Origin of the sequence: Simiduia curdlanivorans (assembly GCF_030409605.1) — a bacterium.
Classification (GTDB): domain Bacteria; phylum Pseudomonadota; class Gammaproteobacteria; order Pseudomonadales; family Cellvibrionaceae; genus Simiduia; species Simiduia curdlanivorans.
Window position 1 is genome coordinate 1,083,667 of sequence record NZ_JAUFQG010000006.1, and the last position, 22,920, is coordinate 1,106,586.

A 22,920-nucleotide genomic window follows, 5' to 3' on the forward strand; every position below is an offset into this window, starting at 1 on the left:
GTAAAAAAGGCCGAACAAGGATATTGCTCGGCCTTTTAGTTTTTACATCTTGGAAAAGCGCAACTTAGGCTAGTTCTACCACCGAGCCCCATAAATCGTATTCATCGGCGTGCTCAATTTCCACCAGCACAATATCGCCAGGCTCCACATCGAACTCATCGTTTAAATACACGGCGCCATCAATTTCCGGCGCATCGCCCTGGGTGCGGCCAATAGCGCCTTCGTCGTCTACTTCGTCAATGATTACCGGCAATATACGGCCAATTTTTTTCTGCAACCGCGCGGTGCTGATACGCTGCTGGGTTTCCATGAACCTTTCCCAGCGCTCTTGCTGCACCTCTTCGGGCACAGGGTCGGGCAACTCATTGGCGGTGGCGCCATCCACCGGCGAATACTTAAAGCAACCTACGCGATCGAGCTGCGCCTCCTCTAAGAAATCCAATAGCATTTGGAAGTCTTCTTCAGTCTCGCCCGGGAAACCCACAATAAAAGTAGAGCGAATGGTTAAATCGGGGCACTGCTCGCGCCACTTTTTAATGCGTTCCAATACTTTTTCGCTGTGCGCCGGGCGCTTCATCAATTTCAAGATACGCGGGCTGGCATGCTGAAACGGAATATCTAAATAAGGCAAAATTTTACCTTCGGCCATCAACGGAATAATTTTATCCACGTGCGGATAGGGATAAACATAATGCAGGCGCACCCACACACCCATCTCGCCTAAAGCGACCGCTAAATCTTGCATGCGGGTTTCGGCGCCGCTGGCTAAATCCAACTTAAATTTCACGTCAATGCCATAGGCGCTGGTGTCTTGGGAGATCACCAATAACTCCTGCACGCCGCTGCTGACGAGATCGTGGGCCTCTTGAACCACTTCGGGGATGGGCCGGCTGACCAAATCGCCGCGCATGGCGGGAATAATGCAAAAGCTGCAGCGGTGGTTGCAGCCTTCGGAGATTTTTAAATAGGCGTAGTGGCTCGGTGTGAGTTTAATGCCCGCCGGCGGCACTAGTTCGTGGCGGTGCGGGTTGAGCTGCTCGTTGGGCAGGTATTGATGCACGGTGTTCATCACCGTGTCGTAGTCCGCGGGGCCGCTCACACTGAGCACACCGGGGTTGGCCGCCTTGATGGCTTCGGCATCGCTGCCCTTACCCATACAACCGGTCACAATCACCTTGCCATTTTCCGCCATGGCCTCGCGGATGGCGTCCATGGACTCCTGCTTGGCAGAGTCTATAAAGCCACAGGTGTTAACCACAACCAGATCGGCGCCTTGGTACTCGGCGGCAACCTCATAGCCGTCTAAACGCAGCTTGGTCAGAATTCGCTCTGAATCAACGAGTGCCTTTGGACAACCTAAGGAAACGAAGCCGACTGTGGGTTGTTTGGCGCTCATGGCGATACCTCTAGGGTCTGGTGCAGAAAGGGCGCACATTCTACTGTCTTGGCGCGCGCAATGCAGCCTATTGTGCCGACTTTTTAATCAGTTTCGACGCTGGGCAGCCATGTTCCGCAATGCCATACTGCAGCAAACCTAGGGAGACCCATTCATGACACAAGCGTTGTTCAACATCGCCCACCGAGGCGGCACGGGTGTGGGCCCGGAAAACAGCCTAGCCGCTATAGCCCATGCGGTAGCGCTAGGCGTGGATGCCGTTGAGATCGATCTGTGGGCCATAGACGAACAACTTTGGGTTACCCACGACCGCCGCTTAGGCCGCAACTTACCCGGTGACGGCCGCCTAGAGGCCTTAAGCGCACCTGAGCTCGCGACATTAACACTGGCTAACCAGGAATTTTTACCCACCCTCGACAGCGTGTTTGCACTGACCAAGGATAAGCTGTTGCTCAATATCGAGCTCAAGGGTCCCAATACCGCACCGCTCCTGTGCCAATGGCTGATGCACCAATTACAGCAGGGCACCAGCGCCGATAATTTCTTGTTATCGAGCTTTGATCACGTTCAACTTCTGTATTGCCAACAGCGCTTACCGCACATTCGGCGCGGTGTTTTAGTGGAGGGGATACCGCTACAACTCAGCACTTTGTGCCAACGCTTAGAAGCCTACAGCTTTAACCCCTCGATCAATTTTCTCAATAAGGAATTAGTCCGCAGCGCCCAATTGAGCGGGTTGAAAACCTATGTTTACACCGTTAACGCGGCCGATGATTGGCAGTGGATGGTCGACCTCGGCGTAGACGGCGTATTTACCGATCGCCCCGAGCAGTTGCAGATATGGAATGCGAGTGCCCGGCGTTAAGCACCGCGCTGGGTGATTATTTGTTGCGTGCCGCCACGTCGAGGTAACCGCGCTGAATGGCAGTTTCAAAGGATTTTGAGCCCTCCACCAGGTCCATAAAACGACTGCGCAACAAGGCTAAAGCGGTCATTTCTGCATCGCTGGGCAACCCGGCGTCAGCTTGATATTTCAACGCTAGATCGTGCAAGTGCTTTAGGTAAACTGCCCTGGCTCTGGCCACCATTTCCGCTAAAGGCTTTAGCTGATCGATGGACAGCTCCTCGAGAATCGGATTGATAGCGGCGCGATTCGCTTCGCGCAGCAAGCGATCAAACTCCATTAGCAGGCGTGTCGTGTCGGGATTCATGCAAATTTCTCCAATGCTAGCTCTGGGCTCAATACCTGATCGAGCGCCAACACCAATGCTTCATAGGTCTCGTGCGCCTCTTCGTCGGCCTGATCAGCGCGGCAGATAAGCGCTGTATTCTCCTCCATCACCATCACTTCAAGCGGGTGCAATTCAGATTCAGTTGGCACCCGATAGCAATAAATTTGATCTTGATAGCGCAACAATAATTTTTGTTGCCAATCGGCCATCAGCTGCTCGCCTAATAGCAGCACCACAGGCTTAGGCAGTAACGACTCGCGCATCGCCTGCAGCAAAGTGTAGTGCGCCTCCGGCTGCCGGCGCAATAAAGGCATCACGTGCTTAATGGTGTGCTGGGCGGCGGCCACATAGCGAGGCTCGGCGGTTAGATAGCCAAATCGAAACAGCGCCAAGGCGGCAGCGCCGTTGCCAGATGGGGTCATGGTGTCGGCATAAGGTTTAGGCCGATACGGCAGCTCTTCCTGATCATGGGCGGTAAAGTAAAAGCCGCCTTGAACTTGATCGTAGAAGTGGGTAAGCAAACCTTCGGCGAGGTAGCGCGCAATGCGATAGTCGCTATCGCGCCACTCAACTCTCAGCATGTCGAGCAAGGCGAGTAATAGAAATGCGTAGTCGTCTAAAAACGCCGGTAATCGATCGCCATTTTTGTAGGCTAGGCTAAACAAGCGCTTGTTGTACCACAGCTGATCCACCAACTTATCGATCAGTTGTTGCGCTGCGGCATTAGCCTCTGGGTCGTTGAGATAACGCGCCATTTGCGCCAGCGATTTTGCCAACAACGAGTTCCAACTGCCAATTACTTTATCATCGCGCGCCGGTTGCGGTTTTTTAGCTCGGCAAAGCCGTAAAGACTCGCACGCCGATTCAAACAGTGCCTCTGCAGCCTGTAAGTCCATGCCCAAGCGCTCTGCTGCAGCCGCCGGCGACTTCACACAATGCAATAAAAAGGGCGCCTCGGTTTGACGTTCTAAGCCATACAACACATTGAAAAATGCATATTCGGCACCGCTAAGCTGAGCCTTAATTTCGGCCTTGGTAAAATAATAACTGGTGCCATCGCCGCCGCCGGTGCGGGCGTCCAAGCTTGCGCCAAAGCCCTGATCTACCGCAAGACAGCGGTCTAACCATTGTTGCGTTTTGCGCGCCACATAGGCGTACATAGGTTGCTTGAGAATGGTGCTGGCGGCAGAGTACAAACCTAATAGCGCGGCATTATCAAACAACATCTTTTCAAATTGCGGCTGGCGCCAAGCCGCATCGATCGCATAGCGAAAAAAACCGCCCTCTATAGAATCGTGGATCGCCGAGCCACCGATGCGATCGAGAGACAAGGTGAGATGGGCGGAGGCGTCACCTACCAATTCGGTATTTTCTGATACCGCTTCCAGTAAGCGCCACAGGCTAAAGGGCAAGGTGAATTTTGGCGCGCCGAGAAAACCACCATGCTCCTTGTCGGCCTGAGCCAACAAACGCACCGAGGCCTCGTGCAATAGGTATAAGTCGGCATATTCAGCGTCATCCGCATCCGGTAATTCATTCAACGCTTTGAAACTTTTACCCATTTGCTCGCGCAGATTCAGAAAATCCTTTGGCTGACCGCGATAAAAATCCACCACGCGAATCAGTAAATCGCCAAACGGAATGCGACCGTCGCTCGGTTCGCGCGGAAAGTAGGTGCCAACCACGAAGGGCAGTAAGGTCTTTGGGCAGAGGAAAACCGAGAGCGGCCAACCACCGGTTTGGCCATTGAGTAATTGATGGGCGGTTTGAAAAATATCGTCGAGATCGGGCCTCTCCTCTTTATCAACTTTAATATTGATAAAGTGGTCGTTCATGTGGGCGGCTATGCTTGGGTCCGAGAAAGATTCGCTCTGCATGACTTGGCAGGAGTTACAGGCCGAATAACCAATGGACAAAAAAATCGGCTTGTCCTGCGCCCGCGCGAGCGCTAAAGCCTCCGGCGACCACAATTGCCATGCCACTGGGTCACCGGCATGCTGTAGCAGATAGCGGTTCTCTCGACCGCTTAATTGATTACGCAATGTCATGAAAGTCCAAGACCCAAACCCGCCTTATCCCACTGAATTGACGGTTTAGCGCTAGCCTAAACTGCCCCGTTAATTCAAAGCATAGCACCAAAGAAGAAATAAAAAGGGATTGATAATCAAATAGTTAGACAGGGATGTCATATGGCCGACGAACGGAATTAAGGCTTGGAGTTAATTTCGTACCGGCTTTTTATCGCTTCAAAATGCTGCTCTCTCTGCATTTCCAGCGCCTGCCAAAACCGGCTTACCTGCTCCGGATTACTCTGGAAGTAGACCGGCGAGAAAGCAACATACCAAGGTAGCTCGAATAAGGGCGTGGGCAGGGTTTTCAGCTTGGCCTCAAGCCCTAGCTTTTTGGCAACCTGCCAACCTATCTGCTGCTCAATGACATAGCCATCTAAACGCCCCAAACTAACCAGCGTCAGGCCCTGCTCTAAGGTCACCGAGTTAGGTGACAGGGCACCAACTTGCCTAAGCGTCTGCTCAGACACATACCCCAATGGCGTACCGATGCCGAACTTCAGCCCCTTAAATACCGCGCCATCCCATTCAAGTAGCGAATCTTTGTGGCTAAAAATTATAAATTCACTTAACCAAATGCGCTGGTTCTCCCGCAGCAGGCCCTGTTCATTCTTAGGGAATATGAGCGACTCACCCCGCGTTTGGGTCCAGCTAACGGCTAACATGGCATCCAACTCACCTTGCTGCACCATGGCGAGACAGCGTTTCCAGGGGCGGTGTAAATAGCTCACGGCTAATGCCGACTTAGCGGCGGCAAGTTCCACCAAATCTTTTAGGATGCCCTGCCCTTGGGGATTGATATAGGGCGAGTAGTCGGCATCTTCGGCACACACACGCAGCTCTTGTGCGGCGGTTACACAGGCCATGAACACTGAAAAAAAGAGGATTATGCAACGCACACGTCTACCACGCTAAAGTCTACCCGACCGGCCTAAGCCAAAAGTATAGACGCTAGTGCACTACTGTCCCACAAAAACGACGCGATCATCGTTAGTCTTTAAGCCTCACAATAGATGCGACATCTGGGCGTATATTTGGACATGAGTTTGGTACCCGCACTAGCGACACGACGTGAATACATATATGGACCCACCCCGTTTGCAAGACATTTGATTCTGATAATGGATAAAAGTCATTGCTCTCATATATCCGGCCTGTTGGTGGAAGTTTTTGTCCTCCTGGCCCCGATGGATATTTGCGCTCGTCCTCCTCATCATCCCTACGGCTTTATTAAAGCCAATGCACGGAACAGGTTTTGAACGAGCCGGTCTGACCTATCTCACCATCCAATCAATCTATCTTTGCAACTGACGCGACGGGTTAAACTCTTGCAGTACGCTATCGCGTACTGTGATAAAACGCTGCTCTATACCGCAGGGCGATAGCGCTCGCCTTTTGCCATGATCACCCAAGCAATTCTGGCTAACTTATTTGCTACGGCGACGCAGGCTCGGTTGTGGCCTCTTCGCTCCAGTAACGATTGCGCCCAGCGGCTAAAGCGATCTGTTTTCTCCGCAGAATACCGCAGTACTGCGCGTGCCCCATGTATCAGCAAGGTGCGCAAATAACAATTACCTCGCTTACTGATACCCAGTAACACGGGCTTACCACCCGTACTGTGCTGACCCGGTACTAAGCCTAACCACGCGGAGAAGTGTCGGCCATTCACAAAGTCACTACCATCACCAGCCGCTGCATACAGTGCACTTGCGGTAATAGCTCCAATACCGAGCACCTCATCTAAACGCTGGCACTGTTCATTACCCTGATTAACCGCTTTTATACGTTGCTCGCAGCGCTCTAGGCGTTCGTTAATGGCTATGAGCTCATCGAACAGTTCTGCAAACAGTTCCCGAGCACCTACGGTTAAAGCGTTACTCCCGTCTTCGAGTATCAATGGCAATTCTCGTTTCAAGGTAGCAATACCCTTGTGAATCGCTACGCCATACTCCGCTAATAACCCTCTTATCTGGTTCGACAGGGCTGTACGCTCGCCCTTTAAACGCTCTCTTTGTCGATGTATGTTCTGAACATCTTGCTGCTCAATATTCTTAATGGGCACAAAGCGCATAGTAGGGCGTTGAGCTGCTTCAGCAATTGCCTCCGCATCGTTGTAGTCGTTCTTGTTGCCTTTGACATACGGTTTCACGTACTGCGGCGCTATTAGTTTCACATCATGCCCCAAGGCTTGAAGCTCTCTTGCCCAATAGTTGGCACTGCCGCAAGCTTCCATAACAACCAAGCAACTCTCTAGCTTGGCAAAGTAAGCCAAGAGCTGATGCCGTTTTAGTTGTTTCTTCTTTAACGGCTTGCCTCGTAAATTTACAGCCACTAAGTGGAAAACAGACTTTGCGATATCCAGCCCAATCGTTGTAATCTTCATCTCGACCCACTCCTCATTCTGTTAAATGGTATGTTCGTAACTTCCATTTTGGCTCATTGCGAAGCCGCTTTAGAAGTGGAGTGGGTCCATACCATTATCCATGTAGTCTCAACACCCGCATCCATGCGGGTGACGGTCGCTAGTACGGGCACTAAATTCTCCCGCGATATAACTATGGGACAGCAGTGGACGCTAGTGCCGGTTATAGCGCGAAGGCCATGATGGTGCAGCTGCGCCCGGCAATCTTGGCCCTGCGCACAGGAGCCCAACCCATAGCCTGATAGAAAGGCGACTTATCGTAGGTAAATAATTGAATTGTGGAAAACTGTTGATCGCGAGCCAACTCAATGACGCTATGGCACAAAAGCCGACCCAAACCTTTGTTGCGCCACTGCGGATCTACCCATAGGTTTGACAACCAGACGTCGCCCGGCCGAGCTAAAGGGCCATCAAATCGCATCAAGGTTACCGCACCAAGCAATTCGTTATTGCGCACAGCTATGTTGGTGTGAGGCAAGTCACTGGTACCCGTGCATTCAGCCTGAAGCTTGCCCAGACCTTCGACCTCGGTACCTGCCGCACCGAAGCGCTGACGTTCTAGATGTAACCAGTGCGCCAGCGACTGCGCAAATTCCGGTGCCTGACGCAGAGGTCGGACACTAACATTCGGCAGCGTGGCAATATCCATAAGTCAGCACTACTTAAGGCTCGGTAGTGCCTCGCCGTGGGCTTGTTTATCGGCGTGATAGGAAGATCGAACCAAGGGGCCGCATGCCGCATGCTTAAAGCCCATTTGCTCGGCCATCGCCGTGTACTCGGCAAATTCATCCGGGTGCACATAGCGGGCAACGGGCAAGTGATCTTTCGAGGGCTGCAGGTATTGACCGATGGTCAACATATCCACATCGTGCTCGCGCAAATTGCGCATAACCTCGAAAATCTCTTCCTTGGTTTCACCTAGACCAACCATTAAACCAGACTTGGTCAACACGTCGGGGCGGCGCGCCTTATATTGTTGCAACAGTTTTAACGACCAGGCGTAGTTGGCACCAGGCCGCGCCTGCCGATACAAGCGTGGCACGGTTTCTAGGTTGTGGTTGAACACGTCGGGCGCTTCGGCTTCGAGAATATCCAAGGCGATATCCATGCGGCCCCTAAAATCTGGCACCAACACCTCAACTTGTAAGCCCTTACTCAACGCGCGCGCCTCGCGAATACAATCGGCAAAATGCTGCGCGCCACCATCGCGTAGATCGTCGCGATCCACCGAAGTAATGACCACATACTTCAAGCGCATTTCCGCAATCGCTTGGGCCAACTTTAGCGGCTCTTCGGCATCCAGCGGATTGGGCTTGCCATGGCCAACATCGCAAAACGGACAGCGCCGGGTGCAGATATCGCCCATGATCATAAAGGTGGCCGTGCCACCGCTAAAACACTCGCCCAAATTTGGGCAGTTAGCTTCCTCGCACACGGAAGACAATTTGTTCTGCCGCAGAATTTTCTTAATCCGATCTACTTCCGGATTCACCTCCAAGCGCACGCGAATCCAATCGGGTTTGCGCTGGGGGCCATCTGTGGCGATGACCTTAACCGGGATTTTTTCAACCTTGTCGGCGTCGCGTAATTTTTCGCCCTGCTTTAGGCGGGTGCTGCGTTTTACCGGCAATTCTATGGCTAAATCAGCGGCATTTGTGGTGTTTTCGTGGCTCATATCTAATCTCTTGCTGGCGTCAATGGCACAGCGTTAACGACTAATGGCTAGCCTGTGCAGCTAGCAAATTCGGATGAAATTCTTCGGTAAAACTGACCCGCTGGTAACCGAAGGCGTCGGCAAATAACTCGGTCATTTTTTCCGCCACCGCGCGTACATTCACCGGGCTACCGGCGAGGGCCGACAGCTGGGTCATCTGCAGACCTTGATAACCACAGGGGTTAATGCGCTTAAAGGGCTCTAGGTCCATGGCGACATTTAGCGCCAAACCGTGATAACTGCGGTGTTTGCGCACCCGCAAGCCTAAGGATGCTATCTTGGCGCCGGCGTAATCGGGGCTATCGACGTAAACACCGGGCGCCTCGGGCTTGGCATAGGCGCTAACGCCATAGGCGGCGACAGTATCGACCACCAACTGCTCAATGGCGGTGACGAGATCCCGCACACCTAAACCTAGGCGCTTGATATCCAACAGGGGGTAAGCCACCAATTGGCCCGGGCCGTGGTAGGTCACCTGGCCACCGCGATCAACCTTCACCACCGGGATATCGCCCGGCATTAACACATGCTCGGCCTTGCCGGCCTGACCTTGGGTAAACACCGCTGGGTGTTCGAGCAGCCATAGCTCATCCACGGTAGAGTCATCGCGCTCGCTGGTGAATGCCGACATGGTGCGCCACACCGGTTCATAGGGCACTCGGCCCAGCCAGCGCACAATCAATTCGCGCTCAGGCTCCAATTACAGCACCATTTTTACGATGGGGTTTTTTTTTCAGGTCTTCGAATATGGCTTGCAGCTGATCCGTACCCGTGGCGGTAATCATCACCGACAGGGATTGAAAACGGCCCTTGCTGGAGTCGCGCACCGTGATTAGCCCGGGATGGAACTCCTCCACGTGGACAGAGAGCACCTCAACCACGAGCTCGTGCAACTCAGTGCCGGCATCGCCCATGATTTTTACCGGGTAATTAGGGCAGGGAAATTCTATCTTTGGGGTTTTTTGCTCTGACATCAGCGCTTAATCACCTGGGACTTCAAGGGCCAGCGATTATAGCGCTTTGTGTAAAGGGGCTCCACCTATGTCGGCCGCGCCCCGTTAACTATGGCGTAAATCCCTAGGCTCTTAGCCGGAATGGTTAAGCACCCAGGGAATTTTCACCGTGAGTCCGCGGCTGGCCGGGCTTTACACCGCCTGGTAGCGCGCCAATACAGCGGGCGTCCTGCTTAGCTACTAGGGCTTAGCCACCAAATAGACCGGAGAAAAACAGCTTAATGGCATCCCAAATACGGGCCAAGAAACCAGCTTCCTCCACATCGGCCTTAACCACTAAGGGCTTTTCGTACAGCACCTCGCCCTCGAGGGAGATGGTCAACACACCGATTTCCTGCCCCGCCACGAGCGGTGCATGGATCACTTCCGGCAACTTCATTTCGGCTTTAAGGTCTTTTTCTGCACCTCGTGGGATGGTCAGCGCAACCCGCTCGGCAACGCCAATATCCACTTGATCTTGCTTGCCAGACCAGACCCGGTTAGTCGAAAGAACATCGCCAGCCCCATACACTTGGTGGGTTTGAAAGTAACGGAAACCGTAAGCAAGTAACTTTTGCGACTCGGAGGCGCGCGCTTTTTCGCTGGCCGTGCCCATGACCACTGAAATTAAACGCATGCCATCGCGCATGGATGAGGCCACTAGGCAATAGCCGGCCTCTTCCGTATGACCGGTTTTAATGCCATCTACGCTCTCATCGGTAAACAATAATTTATTGCGATTGGCTTGGGTTTTGGGGTTTTCTCCGGGCGCGCCGTAGGTAAAATATTTTTCCGCATAGAGCGCATAGTGTTCGGGGTGATCATTAATCAGCGCGCGCGCCAATAGCGATAAGTCACGCGCCGTCGTCAGGTGCCCTTCCGCAGGCCAACCAGTAGAATTTTCATAGTGGGTGCTGTTCATGCCCAACAGCGCCGCCTGTTGGTTCATCACGTCGACAAAGGCACTCTCGCTGCCCGACACATATTCCGCCAATGCCACGCTGGCATCATTACCCGATTGAATGATGACACCGCGCAGCAAATCGATCACAGGCACTTGGGTGCCCTCGCGAATAAACATCTTTGAGCCGCCCATTTTCCAGGCTGCTACGCTGATATTGACTAAGTCCTGCTCGCCAATTTTGCCTTTCTCGATATCGCCTGAAACGATATAGCCAGTCATCATTTTGGTCAGGCTGGCCGGCGGTAATTGTTCATCGGCATTGTGCTCGACCAACACCTTACCCGTGTCTGCATCGAGCAAAATATAACCGGAAGACGATAGCTGCGGCGGCGCGGGAATAATATTGGGCGCGCTGTAGCTGTTTAGCGGCAACGAGGCAATAGCCACTAATGCGAGCGAGTAGAACCGAGATTTCCAAACCTTCATGACACTAATTTCCGTACTAAATTTATCGTAAAGTCGACCATCACAGTAATTGCACGGCCATCATTTTGAAACACATCCGCAAGAACAAACCCAAAGTTTTCCCTTACGCTAATGGCAACAGAAATTACTGTTGCACCATGTGCGGTCTGACACCACCTTTTCGAAAAACCAAATCGCGCAACTGAACTAAATCAAAATTATTTAAGATAGGACCAATGCGAACCCGATATAAACTGTTCTTATCTGCCTGGGTAACAAAAACCGGGTAATGGGTAAGCCCGCCTAGGGTGTTGCGCATTTCGGTGGCGGACACCTTGGATGAAAAAGCCCCGGCTTGCAAAAACGTATTGCTCGGCAAGGGATAATTATCCGCACTCGCCTCGCGCGCCTGCTCAATCGTTTTACCGCTAACCCGCGTGGGCTCACCTACCGCTAAAGCGTGCGCCTCGGTAGACTCTTGGCCCGGGTGCTGCACCCAAGATTGGACGTTAATTGCCTCCACGCGCACCCGCGCCGTGCCCTTGTCGGCATAGCCCAGCTTGCTCGCAGCGGCATAGGACAGATCGATAATACGCCCGCCATGAAACGGGCCGCGATCGTTCACCCGCACCACCACGGTTTTTAAATTATCGAGATTGGTCACTTTAACGTAGGTGGGAATGCGCAGGGTTTTGTGTGCCGCGGTCATCCCGTACATGTCGTAAATTTCACCGTTAGAGGTTTGATGACCGTGAAATTTGTTGCCGTACCAAGAGGCCATACCCTCCTCCTGATAAGCGACATCGGGCTCGAGTAAAGAATAGGTGGTGCCCAGTACCGTGTACGGATTTTTATTGCCGGCGCTGGTGCGCGGTTCAATTTTTGGAATAGCATCGCGCACATGCGACACATCCACCGCTGAGTCTGGACCAAAATCCTTTTCAACATCGTAGCGCGTGGCCTGGTATTCATCCGAAGACATAGGCGCGCTTGAAGTACTTTTAGGCGCGGGTTGGTTGACACAGGAAACAATCGACAGCCCCACGCACAACACCAGGCCGCGACGGACATTACCGATCACGTTATTTACATTCATTTTGTTTGGTATTTCTGTTCAATGAGTTGGGAGAGTTGATACACAGCTAAGGCATACATGCGGCTGTGATTGTAGCGGGTGATCACGTAATAGTTGTTAGCGCCAGCCCAAAACTCGGCGCCGCTATCGCCCTCTAATTTATACAGCGTTAACATTTCCTCTGGTTCAAACTCAAACACCGGCGTGTAACCGGCCTGTTGCGCGTCGCGCGCAGAGGTGTCGGGTTTAAACGTGGTATTGAGTAAGGCCTCATCAAAATCTTTTGCCACTCTAACCCGCGCGGTTACAGCACCGCCCTTAACCCAACCGTGACCGGCAAAATAATTTGCCACACTGCCTATGGCATCGGTGGGGTTGGCCCAAATATCGGCAATAGCATCGCCATCAAAATCCACCGCATAATTTCGAAAACTAGACGGCATAAATTGACCGTAACCCATGGCGCCCGCATAGGAACCTTTTAGCGCTAAAGGGTCTTGTTTCTGCTCTTGTACCAATTGAATAAAGTTGTGTAACTCTTTTCTAAAGAAAGGCGCTCTGGGTGGATAATCAAACGCTAGGGTGGAGAGTGCATCTATCACGCGATAGGAGCCCATATTTCTACCGTAACGTGTTTCGACGCCGATAATGGCAACGATGATGGATGCCGGAACGCCGTACTGCGCTTCCGCTTTAGCTAAGGTATCGGCGTGTTCGCGCCAAAACGCTATGCCCTTATCGATCCGATCTGTGGTTAAGAAAATTTTGGAATATTCGGCCCACGTCTTGGTTTTTTCAGCCGGCCGAGCAATGGCATCGAGAATGGACTGTTGTTTATTCGCACTGGAAAACCAGGCATCCAATTGCGCACTGGTGGCCACAGATTGCTTAAGCATGTCTGCCATGAATAACTTCGCTTCAGGGTTTTCTCGGTAATCAGCCAGAGCAAAAGACGGGCTGGCAACCAGAGCAACTAGCGCTAACAATTGTTTCATCATAAAACCTTTTAATCCTCGATAAATGAAAAACAGCCTACCATGATCCAATTGCTAGATTTTGATCACTCAACCACATAAGAAAACATTTCCAACTTTGGTGCTAGCTAAGCCAAGCACGCTATAAAACCACGCGCCGGCGCTCGGTACTCACTGCCATCAGTACACCGAAGCTGGCCATCAAGGTCAGTAGCGAGGTGCCGCCATGGCTAACCAACGGCAAGGGCACCCCAACAATAGGCAGTAAACCCGACACCATGCCCATATTGACAAACACATAGACAAACAAGGTAAAGGTGAGCGCACCGGCCAACAAGCGACCAAAGGAATCTTGCGCTTTTAAGGCAATCATAAAGCCGCGCACAATAATAGAAGCGTAAAGTAACATCAATACAATCACACCGATCAAGCCAAATTCCTCAGCCAGTACGGCGATGATAAAATCCGTGTGGCTTTCGGGTAAAAAGTCGAGGTGTGATTGGGTGCCCTCGAGCCAACCTTTGCCGTCTAAACCGCCTGAGCCGATCGCGGTTTTGGACTGAATAATATTCCAGCCAGCGCCAAGCTTATCGGCCTCTGGGTTGAGCAACGTTAACACCCGCTGCTTTTGGTAGGGGTGCATGACGTAATGCCACATGGGGTAAATGGCACTGGCCACCAAAGCCACAGCAGTAACAATATAGCGCCAACCTAGGCCGGCAAAAAACAACACCACTAAACCAGACTGCGCCACCAACAGCGAGGTACCTAAATCCGGTTGTTTTAAAATCAACACCATGGGCACGCCCACCAAGGTTAGCGCCCAAAAAATATGCTTAAAACTCGGCGGCAAGAGTCGACGCGACAGGTAGGAAGCCACCAACACAGGCACGGCGAGCTTTAGAATTTCCGACGGTTGAAAGCGAAAACCGCCCAGCCCCAACCAGCGCTGTGCTCCTTTCGCGCCTGTGCCAACCAGCAACACCAAAATTAATAAGATAACGCCACCGGCATAAACCCACGGCGCCCATCGCTGCATCATGGCCAGCGGTATCTGAGCGACGATAAAAATGCCGATATAGCCCATGGCAAAAAATATCGATTGTCGTTTGACGTAATGAAACTCTGACCCACCGGCGCTATAGAGCACGATTAAGCCATAAGCGGTCAACAAAAGTATAAGAATCAATAGCGGTAAATCGATATGCAGTGTTTGCAATAAACCCGCTTTACGGCGCAGATCGGCGTGCGCCTCGGGCATGCGTCGGCGAAAATCTTGGCCACCATTCATGGCTGTCCACCATTACCCAGCCAAGCGCCATCTTCGGCATCTGGCTGATCCTCTAAATAGGCGTCAAAGACTTTTCTGGCGATAGGCGCCGCCGTTGACGAACCGTGCTCACCGTTTTCGACCAGTATCGCCACTGCCAAACGCGGTGCCTCGGCCGGCGCGAAGGCGACAAAAAGGGCGTGATCCCAATGGCGTTCATCGATGGCCGTGGCGTCGTACTCGCTATCTTGCGCGATACCGATGACCTGCGCAGTGCCAGTTTTACCGGCAATTTTGTATTTCAGACCCTTGCGAATTCCCTGCGCCGTACCGCGTAAACCATGCACCACATTTTGCATCGCCGTTTCGATAATCAACCAATCGGACGCCAACACTTCTTGGTGATCAACCACCTCCGGGGCGCGGTGCGTATCACCGACTCGGCTCACAAGCATCGGCTTTTTGCGCTCGCCTTTGGCCGCGAGAGTGGCGGTCATCACTGCCAATTGTAACGGCGTGGCCAAGACCGCGCCTTGGCCCAAGCCCACATTTAAACTGTCGCCAGGAAACCAGGGCAAGCCGCGGGCTTTGCGCTTCCACGCTTTGGACGGCCAAATACCGGGTTTTTCTTGCGGTACATCGATACCGGTTAAATTGCCCAAACCAAAGTGGCTGCCAAACTCGTGCATGCGATCTATGCCCATGCGAAAGGACAAGTCATAAAAAAACACATCACAAGATTGCTCGATGGCAGTATTGATGGCCACGCGGGCGCCGTGGCCCTGCTTTTTCCAGTCGCGGTAAAAGCGCTCATCATTTTCCAGTTGATAGTAACCAGGGTCTCGAACACTGTAGTTTTGGTCGATAACCTTATAGTACAAACCGGCCAATCCGAGCATGGGTTTTAAGGTTGAACCGGGCGGATACTGGCCCTGCAGGGAGCGATTAAACAAGGGTAAATCGCGGGATTCATTTAGCGCCTTGTAATCGGCATAGCTAATACCCGTGACAAATAAGTTCGGGTCGAATGCCGGCGTCGACACCATGGCCACCACGCCGCCGGTTTCCACTTCGATGGCCACCACCGAACCGCGTCGACCAACTAAGGCGTCGTGGGCAACTTTCTGCACGTAGGAATCTAAATACAAGGTTAGGTTTTTCCCGGCTTCGGGTGGCTGCGAATCCAACACCCGCAAAACCCGGCCGCGGGCATTGATCTCGACGTGCTGGCTGCCAACTTGCCCTAACAATTCAGATTCATAAAATTTTTCTAAGCCTAATTTACCCATGGTATGGGTGCCAGAGTAACGCGCGTAACTCTCTTCGTCGAAGCCCGCCAGCTCGCGCTCATTGATGCGCCCGACAAAGCCAATGCTGTGGGCAAAGAGCTCGCCCATGGGGTAGTTGCGCACTAATTCAGCACTCACCTCAACGCCTTCCAGTCGGTATTCATTCACCGCTAAACGCGCTATCTCCTCCTCGCTCAAACGATAGCGCAAAGGCACAGCCTCAAAGGGCCGACGACGCTGCTTCATGCGCTCGAGAAAGGTGGTTAGCGATTCGTCATCGAGGTCGACCAAGCCGCGCAGAATGTCGAGGGTTTGGTATAAGTCGCCGGCTTGCTCTTTGACGATGGACAAGGTGTAAGAGGGTCGGTTTTCCGCCAGCAACTTGCCCCGGCGATCGTAGATAAGCCCGCGCGTGGGTGGAATGGCTTGCACTTGCACGCGGTTTTGGTCGGAGCGGGTGACGTAATCTTCGTACTCGATGATCTGCAACCGGTAGTAGCGCAAATAAACCACCAGCAAAAGACCCAACATCAGAACGCCAGCGACGCCCACCCGACGGGCAAAAATTCTTGCCTCGCGGTGATGATCTTTTATTTGCAAGTGTTCTGACATGCAACCGCTATTATTGTGTCGTTAATCGCGAGGGCAACATTACCACAATTGACCTCAATCCAAAGACATTGGACAGATGAAAAACAATAAAATTCAATTATTTATGGTAGGGATGGTTGGCGAGAATGGTCCAGGCGCGATAGATTTGCTCAGACAATAAAACCCGCACCAGCGGATGCGGCAAGGTTAATCGCGAGAGCGACCAATGCACGTCGGCACGGGCGCGACACTGGTCGGATAATCCGTCTGGCCCGCCCACCAATAACGAGACATTTTTACTGTCCATTTGCCAGTGTGCGAGCTGCTGTGATAGCTGCTCGGTGCTCCAATCTTTACCCTTAACTTCTAGAGCAATCACCCGATCGCCGTCGCCGATAGCCGCCAAGATGGCCCCCGATTCTTTGGCTATGGCATTGGCCGTGGAGCTGGTTTTACTGCGCGAACCGAGCGGAATTTCCACCAGTTCTAAGGCAAGCTCGCGCGGCAAGCGCTTGACGTATTCGCCATAGGCCTCCTGCACCCAGCCAGGCATGCGCGTGCCCACGGCGATCAGGCGAATACGCATTAGGCGTTGCGATCACTGGGTTTCATGGACCACAATTTTTCCAGATCGTAGAGCTCTCGCGTAGCCGGCAACATCACATGCAAAATGGTGTCGGAAAAATCCACCAGCACCCATTCAGGTGCATCCAAACCTTCGACGCCGATTGGGCGAATGTCGCTTTTCTTGGCCTCTTCAATGGCGTTTTCCGCCACCGAGCGCACGTGACGCGACGAGGTGCCGCTGGCAATGATTAAAGTATCCATCACATCGGTCATACCGCGCACATCGAGGGTCACTATGTCCTTAGCCTTCATGTCCTCAAGCGCTTTGATGATGATGTCGTTCAATGGGGTCGTCATGTTCAGTTGTTTCCAAGTTCAGCAATCAATAAATAACAAGCGACCAGCCTTAACAGCAAGTCGCCAAAGTTTTAGCTTAGTCGCAGACTAAGATTTGCGCGGGCATTAAGTGTCGCGCGGGTAAAGCCGGTGCGTTTGTATATAGTCCGCCACACTCGGCACCAACCAATCGTGGTCGCTAGCGCCTGAGCGCAAGGCAGATCTAATCGCCGTCGCCGACTGCGGAAAATCCGCGTCGAGCCGAATCACCTGGCCGCAGGCCTGAGCGAGCCCTTTCAGATCGCTGCAAACCCGTCCCTCCAGCCACTCACCCACCGCCGAGGTCTCAGCTGGCCAAGCTTGGCCAGGCCGTGCTACCGCCACCAGATGAGCGCAATCGGTCAGCTGCTGCCACTCGCGCCAAGTATTTAAGGCGTTGAGTGAATCCATGCCCAAAATAAAAAACAGCGGTGTTTGCTCGCCCGCCTCGCAACGAATCTCGCGCAGGCTGTCGATGGTATAGCTGGTGCGGTTACGCACTAATTCGCGACTGTCCAAGCTCAAGCTCGGGTAGTCAGCTATCGCCAATTGCACCATGGCCGCGCGCTGTTCGGCGCTGGCCGTTGGGCTAGTGCGATGAGGCGGCAAATGGGTCGGCATTAAGCGCAGTTGCGCTAAATCCAACTGCCGACAAACTTGCAGCGCGAGCGCTACATGCCCTGTGTGAATGGGGTCAAAGGTGCCGCCAAAAATACCCAGCCCGTTCGTCATCGGCTAGTCGCGAATTTGACCGGTACCGAACACTATCCATTTTTGCGACGTTAGCCCCTCGAGACCCACCGGCCCTCGGGCGTGCAGTTTATCGGTAGAAATACCAATTTCAGCGCCCAGCCCGTACTCAAAGCCATCGGCAAAACGGCTTGAGGCATTGACCATTACCGAGCTCGAATCCACCTGGCGCAAAAACTTATGCGCGCGCGAGTAATCCTCGGTGACAATAACTTCCGTGTGGCGCGAAGTGTATTGCTCGATGTGTTCCATCGCCTGATCCATGCCTTCAACCACGCGAATAGACAATACCGGCGCCAAATATTCCGTGCCCCAATCCTCTTCTGTCGCCACCTTGGCATCGATCACGGCGCGGGTCTTTTCGCAACCGCGCAACTCCACGCCCTTTGCCGTGTAGGCCTCGGCCAAGCGCGGCAAAATTTCAAAGGCGACGCCCTCGGCCACCAATAAGGTTTCCATGGCGTTGCACACACCGTAGCGATGGGTCTTGGCATTCAGGGCGATATTAAAGGCCATATCCAAATCGGCGCGATCGTCTATGTAGACGTGGCAAATGCCGTCTAAATGCTTCAACACAGGAACCGTGGCATCGCGGCTAATGCGCTCGATCAGGCCCTTGCCGCCGCGCGGCACTATCACATCGACAAATTCGCTTAGGGTAATCAACTCGCCCACCGCGGCCCGGTCGGCGGTTTCAATAACCTGCACACAGCTGGCTGGCAAGCCGGCCTTTTCTAGACCTTTGGCGATGCAAGTGGCGATGGCTTGGTTGGAGTGAAAGGCCTCGCTGCCACCGCGTAAAATGGTGGCATTGCCCGACTTCAAGCACAGGCTGGCCGCATCCACGGTCACATTCGGGCGGCTCTCGTAAATAATGCCGATAACGCCTAAAGGCACGCGCATCTTGCCCAGCTGGATGCCGGAGGGGCGATAACACATGTCCGATATTTCGCCGCAGGGGTCTGGTAGGGCTGCTACTTGGCGCAGACCCTCAATCATGCCAGCGACGCCGGCCGGGGTAATGGCTAGGCGATCGAGCATGGCCGCGTCTAAGCCGTTGGCCTTACCAGCGGCGAGGTCTTTTTGATTTTCCTCACACAAATAGGCCTCGGACTCTGCCATGGCCTCGGCAATAGCCAAGAGCGCTGCATTCTTAGTGGCGGTGTCTGCACCAACCAATTGACGGCCGGCTGCACGGGCCTGTTTACCCAGGGTGTGCATGTAAGCTTTTATATCCATCAATCTGCTACCTATATTTCGCGGGGCGCGCATTATACCGGCATTTGAGCCATTGGCGGGAAACTTGGTCAAAATAAAATCAATTATCGGCGAAAACGAGGGCTTATTCGCGACTTAGGCGATCCAAGGTCGCGGCCAGCCAGCTTAAGCGCTCTTGCTCGGTTAGACGCAGCGCTTTCTGCCGCTCTGCCGCCGACACGGGCAACAACTGCAACAGCTGCCAGCCCAGTGCTGCCGCAGTGTCGGCCTCGGGTAAGTCGAGCTCGGCAATGCCCGGGTGAGACTTAAATTGATCCAACACCTCGGTTAAGCCATCCCAATGGGCCGACAGCACCGACGATTGATCGGGAGTGTCAGGGTTGGCGCCCTCGGCTTCGTCTCTCTCGTCCTGACGCGCCAGTACCGGCTGGCAGGCGCCAATGATTAAGCCGCTGTCCTCAACCCGGTGCGCCTCTATGTGCACGACCTCAACACCCTGCACCGTGATGCCCAGTAGGCCATCGGGCAACTGATCCCAGTCGACAATAGCCACCTTGACCGCGAGCGGGAAAAAGTCGCCCGTGGGCTGTGCTTGGGCGATGACGAAGCCCTCGTCTTTACGCATCTGCCGGCTGATCATATCCAGATAGCGACGCTCGAAAATGCGCATGGGAAAGCGAATACCCGGCAGCGGCATTTGACCTAGGGGAAAGATAGGAAGCTCGAGCACGGCCAGTTAATCCGGAGCTGGGCCCGCAGCGGCCGGGCCAAAGGGTTTAAACATGAGTATCAACTGCGGCAATAGGGTCAGCGCCGCCAAGATGGCCGCGAGCATGGCCAAGGCGGTCAACAGACCAAAATACACCGACGGAATAAAATTCGACAAAGCCAAGATAGAAAAGCCGAGGGTGATAATCACCGAGGTGTAAAACATCGCGCGCCCAATCGAGGCGTGGGCCCGGTGCATGGCCGGCAGGTATTGCCGATCTATCTCAAACTCGCGCCGAAAGCGATGGATGTAGTGAATGGTATCGTCCACGCCGATACCCACGACTATGGCGGCAATAGTAATGGTCATCATATCGAGCGGGATATTGGCGAGGCCCATCACCCCCAGCACCACGGAGGCGGCCAGGATATTCGGCAAAATGCCGATGAGTGCCAACAGGAGATTGCGAAACAGCAAGCTCATCATTAAGGCGATACCTAAAAACACCACGCCCAAGGTAACGATTTGCGAGTGAAACAAACTCTGCAGCATATTGTTGTACAGCACCAATACGCCGGAAAAGCTCACCTGCTCAGGCTTAAAGCCCAAGTCATTTTGGGTGGCATAGTCGCGAATTTTTTCAACCAGGGCGGCGCGCTGAAGATTGGGATCATTCTCCTTCACCCGCAAGCTTATACGCGCTTGGTTATTTTCCACCGACAGATAGGGCGCCACCAGCAAGTCGCGAATGCTATCTGGCAGCGACTGGCGCAGCACCGCCAGTTCAAAGTCATTTAATGGCGCACCGTTCACATCCCTGGCAACCTTGTAAGCCGTGGCCAGCGACTGCACCTTGCCCACTTCCGGCAGGGATTCGAGGTAGTCGTGTAAAAACTCAATCTGCGCCAGACCGGCACTGGTAAACCAATAGCTTTCGCGCGGCGCGGCGGCCGGGTTCTGCTCAGAGAAGGGGTCGACCTCGCCAAAGGGATCGGCTTCCAACATTGGCTCCGGCGCGTCGAAGGGATCTTGTACATCGAAGGCATCAACCTCGTTAAACGGGTCGTCGTTGGAGCTGTTGAGCTCTACCGATTCGGGCAAGCCATCGAGCAATATATCGAGGCTTACCGTGCCGCCAAGGGAGTCGTCGATCACGGTCATGCCTTGATAAATTTCGGTGCTGGGTCGGAAGTAATCGATAAACCGATTTTCCACTTTTAGCTGGCTAATACCAAGCGCACTCATAGCTGCAATGACTAGCGACAAGATTAACACCGTACCGCCGAAGCGCTCGGTAAAGCGCGAAAAGCGCAAGGTAATGGCCGAGCTTCCATCGCTATCGCCTTTCGGCCTGAGCGCTGCGGGTTGCACTAACATTAAACCAGCCGGAATAATGATAAAAGACAACACCACGGCAACCGTTAAGCCGATAACCATCATCCAGCCAAAATCCATCACCGGACGGATATTGCTCACCACCAGCGAGGCAAAGGCCACCATGGTGGTGAGGGCGGTATAAACCACCGGCTTATACATAAACTGAACTGTTTCTTGCACCAGCTGGGCTTGATCCCACTCTGGCTGCGCCACAACCAACTCTCTATAGCGCACCACCAAATGGATCGTAATTGCCAAGCCGATGATCAACAGCAAGGCGACAAAATTGGAGGAAATGACGGTTAAACGCCAATCAATCCAACTGAGCCAACCCAACACCATCACCACCGACGACACAGCGGTTAACACCGGCAACAGCACCAACACCCAGTGCCGAAAAATAACCGTCATCAACACCAAAATGAACACCAAAATAGCGGCGCCAAACACCACCAGGTCGCTCTTAATAAAGCTGATCATATCGGCGGTGATCATGGTGACACCGCCGAGATAAATCTGGGCTCGATCTTTATAACCGGCCACGATAGCCCGCACCGCGTCAACTCTAGCCGTGGCAGCTTCTGCAGCGGCGGTGCGATAAGCCAAAAACTCGGCGCTAATGGCCTCTAGCTGCGCTTTTTCTTGCGCCGTTAAGCGCGTGGTTTTGGCCCGCGCGCGCAAGCCATCGCGCTCGCGCACCAAGGCGATATAGGTTTCATCAACGGCTAAGTTGAGCAACAGTGCGGTGGTTTGACCGTCTGGCCCTAGCAGCATATCCCGGTAAATCGGGCTCTCGAGAAACTCACGCTTGGCCGCCGCGCGATCGACGCCGGTGCTCAGTAAATTTTTCGGTTCGTTCAAATCGCTCATGGTGATAAGCGGGCTGTACAGCAAGGGCACGGTCAAGATGCTATTGATGCCAATCACGCCCTCAACCTCAGCTAAATCCGCTTGCAGACTTTGCAGCAGCGTTAAGGCTTGATCGGAAAAGAGATCCTGTTCTGGCTTGAAGGTCACCACTAAAAAATCGCCAGACTGATAGCGTTTGCTAACCTCGCGAAAATAGTCGACCGCCGCATCGTTCTCTAGGGTCAAGGAATCAGCGGAAGCGTCCAGCTTAAAATTAGGTAAGCCAAGCGAGAAGGTCACCAATACCAGCGCGACGAGGGCTAAGGCCAAGGCCGGGCTGCCGATAACCAAGCGGCGGTAGAATCTATAGAGTATTTGCGTCATGTCATACGAACTGTCGATGGCCTTCCCTGTGCCACGCATTATGGGGCTTGGCCGATTAAATTAAAACTGCCGTTTAAATCAGCCACTGATACGCAACGGGTTAACGAATGGATGTTTATGCCCCTCTATGTGGGGCCGAGTCGGCAAACTACAAGCTAAAAAGGTTTACTATTTAGCCGTATGAGGCATTAAATAGTCTCTCGGATAAGGCAAAGCGCTCACATGACGCTTTGACATTTGTGCTAACTTCACACGAGAGGATGAGCACAAAAGATCTTTTCAGTTATAATCCCTGTTA

General features: G+C 53.2%; 21 protein-coding genes. 1 reads left to right on the plus strand and 20 read right to left on the minus strand.

The genetic code is table 11. The features are described from left to right. Positions 1-64: 64 nt before the first annotated feature. Positions 65-1,396, minus strand: coding sequence for a 30S ribosomal protein S12 methylthiotransferase RimO (gene rimO, locus QWY82_RS18595; protein WP_290265364.1), 1,332 nt, complete (start codon positions 1,394-1,396; stop codon positions 65-67). A gap of 154 nt (positions 1,397-1,550) precedes the next feature. Here rimO and QWY82_RS18600 point away from each other — a divergent pair, with 154 nt between their 5' ends. Further along, the gene (locus QWY82_RS18600; RefSeq protein WP_290265366.1) at positions 1,551-2,261 is read left to right on the plus strand and encodes a glycerophosphodiester phosphodiesterase; all 711 of its coding nucleotides are present in this window, start codon (positions 1,551-1,553) and stop codon (positions 2,259-2,261) included. Between the two features lie 16 nt (positions 2,262-2,277). On the opposite strand, the gene QWY82_RS18605 is transcribed toward QWY82_RS18600, so the two are convergent. From QWY82_RS18605 to QWY82_RS18695, 19 genes are all read right to left on the minus strand, one after another. Next, a complete protein-coding gene (locus tag QWY82_RS18605; protein ID WP_290265367.1) occupies positions 2,278-2,607 on the minus strand; it encodes a hypothetical protein in 330 nt (109 codons plus the stop codon). Continuing rightward, the gene (locus tag QWY82_RS18610) at positions 2,604-4,676 is read right to left on the minus strand and encodes a thioredoxin domain-containing protein (protein WP_290265369.1); all 2,073 of its coding nucleotides are present in this window, start codon (positions 4,674-4,676) and stop codon (positions 2,604-2,606) included. Before QWY82_RS18610 ends, QWY82_RS18605 begins: the two co-directional genes overlap by 4 nt. A 158-nt stretch (positions 4,677-4,834) precedes the next feature. Then, positions 4,835-5,596, minus strand: coding sequence for a substrate-binding periplasmic protein (locus tag QWY82_RS18615; RefSeq protein WP_290265371.1), 762 nt, complete (start codon positions 5,594-5,596; stop codon positions 4,835-4,837). A gap of 467 nt (positions 5,597-6,063) precedes the next feature. Continuing rightward, positions 6,064-7,080: an IS110 family RNA-guided transposase gene (locus QWY82_RS18620; RefSeq protein ID WP_290259239.1), complete on the minus strand. Its 1,017-nt coding sequence runs from the start codon at positions 7,078-7,080 to the stop codon at positions 6,064-6,066. 202 nt (positions 7,081-7,282) lie between these two features. Beyond that, positions 7,283-7,768 carry a GNAT family N-acetyltransferase gene (locus tag QWY82_RS18625; protein WP_290265373.1) on the minus strand — a complete coding sequence of 162 codons (486 nt, stop codon included), beginning with the start codon at positions 7,766-7,768 and terminating at the stop codon, positions 7,283-7,285. Between the two features lie 9 nt (positions 7,769-7,777). After that, positions 7,778-8,794: a lipoyl synthase gene (lipA, locus tag QWY82_RS18630; protein WP_290265374.1), complete on the minus strand. Its 1,017-nt coding sequence runs from the start codon at positions 8,792-8,794 to the stop codon at positions 7,778-7,780. 40 nt (positions 8,795-8,834) lie between these two features. After that, positions 8,835-9,533 carry a lipoyl(octanoyl) transferase LipB gene (lipB, locus tag QWY82_RS18635; RefSeq protein WP_290265376.1) on the minus strand — a complete coding sequence of 233 codons (699 nt, stop codon included), beginning with the start codon at positions 9,531-9,533 and terminating at the stop codon, positions 8,835-8,837. Further along, positions 9,523-9,807 carry a YbeD family protein gene (locus QWY82_RS18640; RefSeq protein WP_290265378.1) on the minus strand — a complete coding sequence of 95 codons (285 nt, stop codon included), beginning with the start codon at positions 9,805-9,807 and terminating at the stop codon, positions 9,523-9,525. The genes lipB and QWY82_RS18640 overlap by 11 nt, the downstream gene beginning before the upstream one ends. A gap of 226 nt (positions 9,808-10,033) precedes the next feature. Continuing rightward, complete coding sequence (locus QWY82_RS18645) at positions 10,034-11,215, minus strand: D-alanyl-D-alanine carboxypeptidase family protein (protein WP_290265380.1); 1,182 nt, start codon at positions 11,213-11,215, stop codon at positions 10,034-10,036. 124 nt (positions 11,216-11,339) lie between these two features. Next, complete coding sequence (locus tag QWY82_RS18650; RefSeq protein ID WP_290265382.1) at positions 11,340-12,290, minus strand: septal ring lytic transglycosylase RlpA family protein; 951 nt, start codon at positions 12,288-12,290, stop codon at positions 11,340-11,342. Next, entirely contained in the window at positions 12,287-13,267 is a 981-nt protein-coding gene (gene mltB, locus QWY82_RS18655) for a lytic murein transglycosylase B (protein ID WP_290265384.1), read from the minus strand. Before mltB ends, QWY82_RS18650 begins: the two co-directional genes overlap by 4 nt. 118 nt (positions 13,268-13,385) lie before the next feature. Next, complete coding sequence (gene rodA, locus QWY82_RS18660; RefSeq protein ID WP_290265386.1) at positions 13,386-14,534, minus strand: rod shape-determining protein RodA; 1,149 nt, start codon at positions 14,532-14,534, stop codon at positions 13,386-13,388. Further along, positions 14,531-16,414, minus strand: coding sequence for a penicillin-binding protein 2 (mrdA, locus tag QWY82_RS18665; protein WP_290265388.1), 1,884 nt, complete (start codon positions 16,412-16,414; stop codon positions 14,531-14,533). Before mrdA ends, rodA begins: the two co-directional genes overlap by 4 nt. 97 nt (positions 16,415-16,511) lie before the next feature. Then, positions 16,512-16,979: a 23S rRNA (pseudouridine(1915)-N(3))-methyltransferase RlmH gene (rlmH, locus tag QWY82_RS18670; protein ID WP_290265390.1), complete on the minus strand. Its 468-nt coding sequence runs from the start codon at positions 16,977-16,979 to the stop codon at positions 16,512-16,514. Continuing rightward, positions 16,979-17,317 carry a ribosome silencing factor gene (rsfS, locus tag QWY82_RS18675; protein WP_290265392.1) on the minus strand — a complete coding sequence of 113 codons (339 nt, stop codon included), beginning with the start codon at positions 17,315-17,317 and terminating at the stop codon, positions 16,979-16,981. Before rsfS ends, rlmH begins: the two co-directional genes overlap by 1 nt. Before the next feature lie 105 nt (positions 17,318-17,422). Then, positions 17,423-18,067 carry a nicotinate-nucleotide adenylyltransferase gene (nadD, locus tag QWY82_RS18680; protein ID WP_290265395.1) on the minus strand — a complete coding sequence of 215 codons (645 nt, stop codon included), beginning with the start codon at positions 18,065-18,067 and terminating at the stop codon, positions 17,423-17,425. 3 nt (positions 18,068-18,070) lie between these two features. After that, a complete protein-coding gene (locus QWY82_RS18685; protein WP_290265398.1) occupies positions 18,071-19,324 on the minus strand; it encodes a glutamate-5-semialdehyde dehydrogenase in 1,254 nt (417 codons plus the stop codon). Positions 19,325-19,427: 103 nt separating this feature from the next. After that, a complete protein-coding gene (locus tag QWY82_RS18690; RefSeq protein WP_290265399.1) occupies positions 19,428-20,033 on the minus strand; it encodes an LON peptidase substrate-binding domain-containing protein in 606 nt (201 codons plus the stop codon). 6 nt (positions 20,034-20,039) lie between these two features. Then, a complete protein-coding gene (locus tag QWY82_RS18695) occupies positions 20,040-22,622 on the minus strand; it encodes an efflux RND transporter permease subunit (RefSeq protein ID WP_290265400.1) in 2,583 nt (860 codons plus the stop codon). Positions 22,623-22,920: the final 298 nt, after the last annotated feature.